The 1,665-nt window shown below is 50.2% G+C and carries 1 protein-coding gene and 1 pseudogene; both read left to right on the forward strand.

Annotation, left to right across the window (positions count from 1 at the left end):
- Positions 1 to 538: pseudogene (locus KDK13_RS10835) on the forward strand (bifunctional glutamine synthetase adenylyltransferase/deadenyltransferase); the annotation flags it as partial.
- Positions 539 to 621: 83 nt separating this feature from the next.
- Entirely contained in the window at positions 622 to 1,545 is a 924-nt protein-coding gene (locus KDK13_RS10840; protein ID WP_257284985.1) for a branched-chain amino acid transaminase, read from the forward strand.
- Positions 1,546 to 1,665: the final 120 nt, after the last annotated feature.

The raw sequence follows: 1,665 nt of genomic DNA on the forward strand, positions 1-1,665 counted from the left end.
ACGAATTTTGATGCCCCTCTCAAGCGCTTCCGGGGACTTAACGCTTGCACAGAAATTTGCAGGCCTCAGATCAGACATTCTCGGCCAGCAACGGAATATTCAAAAGCTGCGTGATGATGTTGTGGAGATGCGCCAGAAAATGCGGGAACACCTGGGCACCAGGTCAACCGGCTCGTTATCAAACCCTGCTTCCCCGGCATCAAAAAATGGTGGCGTGTTCCATTTAAAGCATGACCCGGGAGGCATTGTCGATATTGAGTTTCTGATGCAGTTTGCCGTTCTGCGGTACTCAAGCCAGTACCCTTCGCTGTTGCAGTGGACCGACAATGTGCGGATCTCTGAAGAACTGGAAACGGTAGGAATTCTAAGTCAGGATGATGCCTGCCAGCTCCGGGAGGCCTACAAAACCTTCCGGCTCTGTATCCATCAAAAGGCATTACAGAATGAAGAGCCTGTGGCGGAAGAGGTGATTGCGGAATGTTTTCGCCAGCACGTGATTTCCGTCTGGAATCGGTGCATGGATGTTGAAACATCATGAAGCGTCCACTGAACCTGGCTTTGGCATCCTGCGTTTTTTTATGATCCAATAGCGATAAAACAATGTGAAACTGGAGTTTATCAATGTCTTTCGCCGATCGTGATGGCGTTATCTGGTTAGATGGCGAGTTAGTTCCCTGGCGCGAAGCCAAAACTCATGTCCTGACCCACACCCTGCATTACGGCATGGGGGTTTTTGAAGGTGTCAGAGCCTATCATACGCCGGAAGGGCCTGCCATTTTCCGTCTGAAGGAACATACTGACCGTCTGTTTCGCAGTGCCCACATCCTGAGAATGGAAATCCCCTTCAGCAAAGAAGAATTGAACGAAGCACAGAAGCTCGTTGTTCGCGAGAATGGGCTGGACGAAGCCTACCTTCGCCCAATGTGTTTCCTGGGTTCTGAAGGCATGGGGTTAAGGGCTGAAGGCCTTCAGGTTCATACTATGGTCGCTGCCTGGAACTGGCCATCTTACATGTCCCCGGAAGCGCTTGAGAGGGGCATCAAAATTCGTACCTCTTCCTATACACGACACCATGTAAATATCACCATGTGCAAAGCCAAGGCCAATGGTAATTACATGAACTCCATGCTGGCCCTGCGGGAAGCACTGGACAGTGGCTGTGAAGAAGCCCTGTTGCTGGATAATGAAGGTTATGTGGCCGAAGGCAGTGGCGAGAATATCTTTATTGTGAAAGAGGATGGCATTCTCTATACACCGGAACTCACTTCCTGCCTGGAAGGCATTACCCGGGATACGATCATCCACTTTGCCAGAGAGCTTGGGCTGGAAGTCCGGGAAAAGCGTATTACCCGGGATGAAGTGTATATCGCCCGGGAAGCATTCTTTACCGGTACGGCGGCAGAAGTGATGCCCATTTGTGAACACGATGGACGCAAGATTGGCTGTGGTAAGCGTGGTCCAATTACCGAAAAGCTTCAGGCCATGTATTTTGACCAGGTTCGTGGCAAGCGTCAGGAAAACCCTGGGTGGTTGAGTCATTGCTAGGAGCCTGTCGGACTAAGGCTAACTGTCCGGCCAGTGACAGTTAGCCTGATTTAAAACTTTAATTCTGCTTTTCCTCATGCTTGGTTGACATAAATAAATGATGAATGAGTGGCGAAAGGG

It is taken from the genome of Endozoicomonas sp. SESOKO1, from assembly GCF_024606265.1.
GTDB lineage: Bacteria > Pseudomonadota > Gammaproteobacteria > Pseudomonadales > Endozoicomonadaceae > Endozoicomonas.

What these genes read in the sequence shown, in the direction of transcription:
- KDK13_RS10840 (WP_257284985.1), top strand. Translation starts at nt 622, where the DNA reads ATGTCTTTCGCCGATCGTGATGGCGTTATCTGGTTAGATGGCGAGTTA.